The organism is Micromonospora sp. 4G55, assembly GCF_016803375.1.
In genome coordinates this window covers 1-5,703 of sequence record NZ_JAEVHN010000406.1, presented here as the reverse complement: position 1 = coordinate 5,703, position 5,703 = coordinate 1, and the positions used below count along the sequence as shown (strand labels likewise).

Genomic DNA, 5,703 nt, shown 5'->3' with positions numbered 1-5,703 from the left:
GTGGCGGGATCGCCGAAGACGAACTCGCCGCCGTGCCGGCGCGGTCGGCCGATCGTCCCGGCCTGCCGAGGCGGCACTGCCCGGCGTAGTACCCGGTCTGAGCGCATCCGCGCGAGGATCTGCACGGGCAGGTCACGCAGGAGGAACGCAAGTCGGGGTGCGTCGTAGCCGGCGTCGGCCACGACCAGGATCTCCAGGTCCCCGGCCTGCCACTGCCCGGCCGCGATCAGCCGCCCCACGATGTCTCGCAGCTGCCCAGCAGTGACCGTGGCCGCGTCATCACCAGGCGCCAGCCGCACCGCGTCCAACGGGGCGGTCCACGAACTTCGGCCCGATTCCAGGGCCACCACCATCGAATACGGCCAGCCCGGGACCATGATCGTCTGATCCTTACCGCGCCCATAGGTGTGACACAGGATCCGCTGCGGTGAAGTGTGAGCGTCCGGCCGCAGCCAGCAGGTGATGTCCACCGCCAAAACGAGACGCCCGTCAGCCGCCCGCGGCAACGGCACCCCGGCGAGGGCGGTGCGCAGCCGATCGATGTCCAGCCGCCCACAGGCGAGGGCGTCATACAACGCCCCGTGACCCCGACGGTGCTCACCCACCAGCGACAACTCCACCAACGACCGGACCGGCCCGTCGGCGCACAACACCGCGTCGGTCAGGTCGAACAACGCGTCAGCCCGAGCGGTCAAGCAGTCGTAAAACTCTCGCCGGAACCCCGTCAACTCCCCGACGGCACCAGCCGGACCACGGTCATGCACACTGGTCACCAGAACAGCCCTTGGTTATTGATGCTCTTCCCTAGACAAGAAGATCATCAACCAAGGGCTGTTTCCGTCATCGGTCAGGGTCCCTACAGGACCCTCGGAGGTTAAAAATCAAGCTAGGGCGCCATCGACGCCACCACCCGACTGGTCATCGCCGTGGGCGACCCGCAGCCGGGCAACCGCAACAACACCATCGCCTACCGCACCTCGGGCATCGACCAGAAGCTGGCCGGACGGCCGGTCATCGCCGACGGCGCCTACCACGGCAACCCCGAGGTGATCATCCCTTACCGCAAGAACCGCGATGGCAGCCCGTTGCCGGCGCGGAAGGAGGACCTGAATGCCGAGCACCGCACCATCCGCGCCCAGGCCGAACACGCTCTGACCAGACTCAAGTGCCGAAAAATCCTGCGCGACCACCACCGCGCCGCTCACACATTGACCGGCACCGCTTCCGCATCGCCCACCTACACAACATCGTCCTCGCCGGCAGAGCACCGATGCGGCCATTGGGCAACACCTTCACCGACATACGAAACGTCCCTTAGGGCATCGGCGGGCCGCGACTGATTGCGGGGCGACCTGGGCGAGGTGTTCAGTGTTGAAGGCGCTGATATCGGTCCCCTTCGGGAAGTACTGATGCAGCAGCCCGTTGAGGTTCTCGTTGGAACCGCGTTGCCAGGCACTGCCCGCCTGGCAGGTTTCGTAGCCCAAGAGGGGCGGCTAGATGCCCTTGCTAATGATCTCTTCGCGCAGCGCTATCCCTGCTGATAGGCCAACTTCGTTACATGTCTACACAGGAACCCCGCGGTCAAGGTTCCACGTGACCGCTCCACCCGCCTCGTCCAGCATCACAATAATATGCGAGCCACCGTCATGGGTGCCTTCTCGCTCAAGGTCGGGGCCGCTGCCTGGCTGCGGTGCGAGGATCGTGCCATGAGCCAGTTGCCTTCCGACAGCGCGGATAGCTACGCCCTAGGCCGTAGCGACGCCGAGACCCGACGGTTGATCATGCAGCACCAGCTCTATGGTCCGTTCACCCGGCATTTCCTCACCGCTGCGGGCATCACGGCCGGAATGAAGGTCCTCGACGTCGGCAGCGGCGCGGGTGACGTCGCCCTGCTTCTTGCCGAACTCGTAGGCCCCCAAGGTCGTGTGGTCGGCGTAGACACGAACGCCGAGATTCTTGACCGGGCAGCTTCCAGGGCGCAGTCTGCGGGGTGGAGCACCCTGGCTTTCCGTCAGGGCGATGTCCTGACGCTGGAACTTGACGAGTGCTTTGACGCGGTCGTCGGCCGCTGGGTGCTGCAGTACATACCGAATCCAGGCGCGCTGCTGCGCCGGGCACGAGGCTGGCTACGTCCCGGCGGGATCGTCGCCTTTCAGGAGATTGACCTCAGCAGCCCGCCCCGCACCTACCCGGCCGGCCCCCTGCACGAGCAGGTTCTGGCTTGGACCACGCCGCCCCCTGGCGTCCCCGGACCCGATCGCGAAATGGGGTTAAAGCTGTTCAAGGTTTTCCTGGAGGCGGGCCTTCAGGCACCGCAGTTGCGGCGTGATGTGCCGGTTGGCGGGGGACCCGCATGGCCAGGCTACGCCTACCTGGCCGCGACGGTGCGCAGCCTCTTGCCGATCCTAGAGCGGGTCGGTGCCGTGAAGCGGGGTGAGGTCGACATCGAGACGCTCGAAGACCGCCTGCGCGCAGAAGTCATTGGCCATGACGGGATCCAGCTACTTCCAGCCCTAGTGGGAGCCTGGGCTCGCATTTGAGCCAGAAACAGATGGGAAGCATTCTTCTCAGTGGGCTTGTCCGGTTGGGCGCGGGCGAGCTTGTGCCTCGTCGCGCAGCCGTGTTCTGGGTAGTCGGGCGGATCCTGTGGGCGTGGTGGTAGCGGGCGTAGCCACCGCCATTCTCAATCCTCGAACAGCCCTGCGAGGTCTGCCGACTTCCAACGCCAGTTTCGAGTAGACGCTGACGATGATTTCTTCGCACCCGCCACCTTGCACGGGACGGGCATGCAGGTAGTCGAGGTCAACCAGCCTGACAAGGCGAATCGGCGTCGCGCGGCAAGACCGACGCCATCGACGCCGAAGCCGCAGCCCGGCCCGTGCCGTCCCGCTTCGTGACCGCCACTGCCAACGCCGGCGACGGCCCTGTCCAGATGACCCGGCCGTTCAAGCTGGCCAGAACCTCCGCGGTCAGGTCACGGTCACAGGCCATCATCCAGCAAAAAGCCGTGCTCGTCGGCGCCGACCCGGCACTGCACGAGTCTCTGACCAGCCTGAACAACCCCAAGCTGATCCGCTGCTGCGCCGAGTTGGATCACAACACGCCCACCAATGCCGCATTCATATGTGCAATGCCGTCGGAATGCGCAGTCTATAGCGTAGCCCGGAATGGGCCGCGTTGCGCGGCCCATTGCAGGAGCAAGATGGTTTTGGCATCCGTGATGCGTCCGTCGTAGGCCATGTCCAGTGCCTCGGCAAAGGGCAGTTCCACGACGGTGATATCTTCGCCCTCTTCGACGACTCCGCCTCCGGCCGCGGTGCGTGTGGCGGGTGTGTAGGGCGCAGCGAAACAGTGCACTCGTTCGGTGACCGAACCCGGACTGGTGTAGACGTCAAAGACATGGTGGAGTTCGCCGATGGTGACGCCGAGTTCTTCGGCGGCCTCTCGGCGGATGGCTGCGTCGGGGGCATCATCGTCCAACAGTCCCGCCGCGGTCTCTAACAGCAGCCCGTCCGGGTGGCCGTTGACGTACACCGGGTAGCGGAACTGTCGAGTGATGAGGACGGTGGCTCGGTCGACGTCGTATAGCAGGATCGTGGCACCGTTTCCCCGGTCGTAGGTTTCACGCTGCTGCCGGCTCCATGTGCCGTCGCCGCTGTGGTAGTCGAACGTCGTGCGCCGCAGAACGTGCCACCCGCTGGCCAACAGCTCAACCTCACGGATCACGACGTCAGGGTTTCTGATGAGGTCCCGTCCTGCCCGATCCAGTCCGATGCGGCCACGCGCGTCGGGGATGTCAATGCCAGGCCTCGGAGCGGGATTCAGTCCTGCTGCCTCGACCTGGCCAGGCTCAAGGTTCAAAGGTGGCACGCCATCGGGAAGCACCGGTGGGCCGTCGGATCGCACTACAGCAGCCTGCTGGCTTGCGACGGCATCGCCGAGCACGCACGACGTCAGGACCTCGCGAGCACGCGGGAACCGTTCTTCGCCCGAGCGGAGCGTGGGTTCCGCTCCGAGTGCCTCCACGGAGCTGCCGTTGATGTCATGCACCGCTCGCGCCTCTGCTCTCCGTCCCCCGAGCGCCGGCGCGCCCCGACCTGGCCGCCCCGCAGGGTCAGGACCCGCGGCTGCTGCTGGCATGTCCCGCCGTGGGTGCTGCAAGTAGTTCGTGCCCGAGGCCACCCGTAGGTGGGGGCCGGGGATTTCGTCGGCAGCCATGTCCATGAGAGTATCGACAGAGTAGGCAAGAACAAAGAGGAATACGGAGAAATAAGCATGTTGGCTGCCCAGCGTCGAGCCCTGTTGTTGGCTCGGCTCCACAGCGACCAGCGTCTCGTCGCCAAGACCATCGCCGCCGAGCTCGGCATCGCCGAAGACACGATCCGGCGCGACCTGAGAGATCTGGCAGCGGCCGGGCTGTGCCAACGGGTCTACGGGGGAGCCCTGCCCGCCTCACCCGCGGTCGCCGACTACCCGACCCGCAGCCATCTTGAGACCGACAGCAAGCAGCGCGTGGCGATTGGAGCGGCCGCCCTCGTCCAGCCCGGCACCACCGCCATACTCGACGGCGGCACCACCGCACTGGCCGTCGCGCAAGCCCTACCCGCCGAGCTGCGCGCCACGGTGGTCACTCACAGCCCCATGGTGGCCTCTGCCCTCGCCGGGCACTCTTACGTGGAGGTCTACCTGCTCGGGGGCAGGCTCTTCAAACACTCCGTCGTCACATGCGGTGCCGGTGCCGTCGAAGCCGCCCAAGCCGTCAACGCCGACGTCTTCCTGCTCGGCGTCACCGGAGTCCACCCCGACGCTGGCCTCACCACCGGTGACGCCGACGAAGCTGCCATGAAGCGGGCCCTGGCGCGCCGAGCCGCCGACACCTACGTCCTCGCCAGCGCAGAGAAGATCGGCGCTGCCTCCCGCTTCGCTGTCCTGCCCCTAACGGCTGTGGCCGGCGTCATCACCGACGCCCCGGAGCAGGATGAGACCGTGAGCCGACTCCACAACGCCGGCATACCTGTCATCCAGGCGTAACCGACCGCTGCAAACCGATAGACGGTCCGCCAGCGGCCGACCGAGCAGATCGCGATCGCCGACGGCACACTGGTCCGACCCGGGACCACCGCCCCGCCGCGTCGAGCAAGAACTACCGCTACTCCACGAACCTGCAGGTGGCCATCAACGCCAGCCCCGCCTGGTGATCGCCCACGGCGACCCGGAACCAGGCAACCGCAACGACACGATCGTCTACCGCACCAGCGGCATTGCCCAGAAGCTGAAGGGGCCACCGGTCATGGCCGACGGTGCCTACCGCGGCAACCAAGAGGTGATCATCCTGTACCGCAAACCCCATGACGGCAGCCCGCTACCGGACTGGAATGAACACCTCAACGCCCAGCACCGAACCGTCCGCGCCCAGACCGAACACGCCCTGGCCAGGATGAAGTGCTTCAAAAGCCTGCGCGACTATCACCGCGCCTCCTACACATCGTCCTAGCCGCTCCACGCCGCCACGCGCCAAAATCCGCAGCGAACGACAACGCCGCTGGGGCCAACCCACCAACCCGAACAGCATGACCAACCCGGCCAACGTTCGTGGTGAAGGCACTAGTGTTCCGCGCCGGAAATTCGCCTCATAAGTTGGTGTAAGGTGATGGGATGCCAAGGACCGGGCGTCCCACCGCGCCGCTGGTGCTGACCGATGAG

The 5,703-nt window shown here is 66.1% G+C and carries 4 protein-coding genes and 3 pseudogenes; 4 read left to right on the top strand and 3 right to left on the bottom strand.

Annotation, left to right across the window (positions count from 1 at the left end; translation table 11 throughout):
• Positions 1–773 (bottom strand): transposase (locus tag JNW89_RS25785; protein ID WP_238450883.1); only part of this gene is annotated, 773 nt, incomplete at its 3' end.
• 120 nt (positions 774–893) lie between these two features.
• Between JNW89_RS25785 and JNW89_RS25780 the strand changes: the two are divergent.
• A pseudogene (locus JNW89_RS25780) lies at positions 894–1,318 on the top strand (transposase family protein); the annotation flags it as partial.
• Positions 1,319–1,346: 28 nt separating this feature from the next.
• On the opposite strand, the pseudogene JNW89_RS39035 reads toward JNW89_RS25780, so the two are convergent.
• A pseudogene (locus JNW89_RS39035) lies at positions 1,347–1,469 on the bottom strand (IS30 family transposase); the annotation flags it as partial.
• Positions 1,470–1,631: 162 nt separating this feature from the next.
• On the opposite strand from JNW89_RS39035, the gene JNW89_RS25775 reads away from it, so the two are divergent.
• Positions 1,632–2,540 (top strand): class I SAM-dependent methyltransferase, encoded by a 909-nt coding sequence (locus JNW89_RS25775; RefSeq protein ID WP_238450882.1) that lies wholly within the window; start codon positions 1,632–1,634, stop codon positions 2,538–2,540.
• 610 nt (positions 2,541–3,150) lie between these two features.
• Here JNW89_RS25775 and JNW89_RS25770 read toward each other — a convergent pair.
• A complete protein-coding gene (locus tag JNW89_RS25770) occupies positions 3,151–4,050 on the bottom strand; it encodes an NUDIX domain-containing protein (RefSeq protein WP_238450881.1) in 900 nt (299 codons plus the stop codon).
• Positions 4,051–4,275: 225 nt separating this feature from the next.
• Between JNW89_RS25770 and JNW89_RS25765 the strand changes: the two genes are divergently transcribed.
• The gene (locus JNW89_RS25765) at positions 4,276–5,031 is read left to right on the top strand and encodes a DeoR/GlpR family DNA-binding transcription regulator (protein ID WP_238450879.1); all 756 of its coding nucleotides are present in this window, start codon (positions 4,276–4,278) and stop codon (positions 5,029–5,031) included.
• 24 nt (positions 5,032–5,055) lie between these two features.
• Positions 5,056–5,494 (top strand): annotated as a pseudogene (locus JNW89_RS25760) (transposase family protein); the annotation flags it as partial.
• Positions 5,495–5,703: the final 209 nt, after the last annotated feature.

Bases quoted from the DNA above. Each gene is read 5' to 3' on its own strand.
- JNW89_RS25775 (WP_238450882.1), top strand. From the start codon at position 1,632: ATGCGAGCCACCGTCATGGGTGCCTTCTCGCTCAAGGTCGGGGCCGCT.
- JNW89_RS25765 (WP_238450879.1), top strand. From the start codon at position 4,276: ATGTTGGCTGCCCAGCGTCGAGCCCTGTTGTTGGCTCGGCTCCACAGC.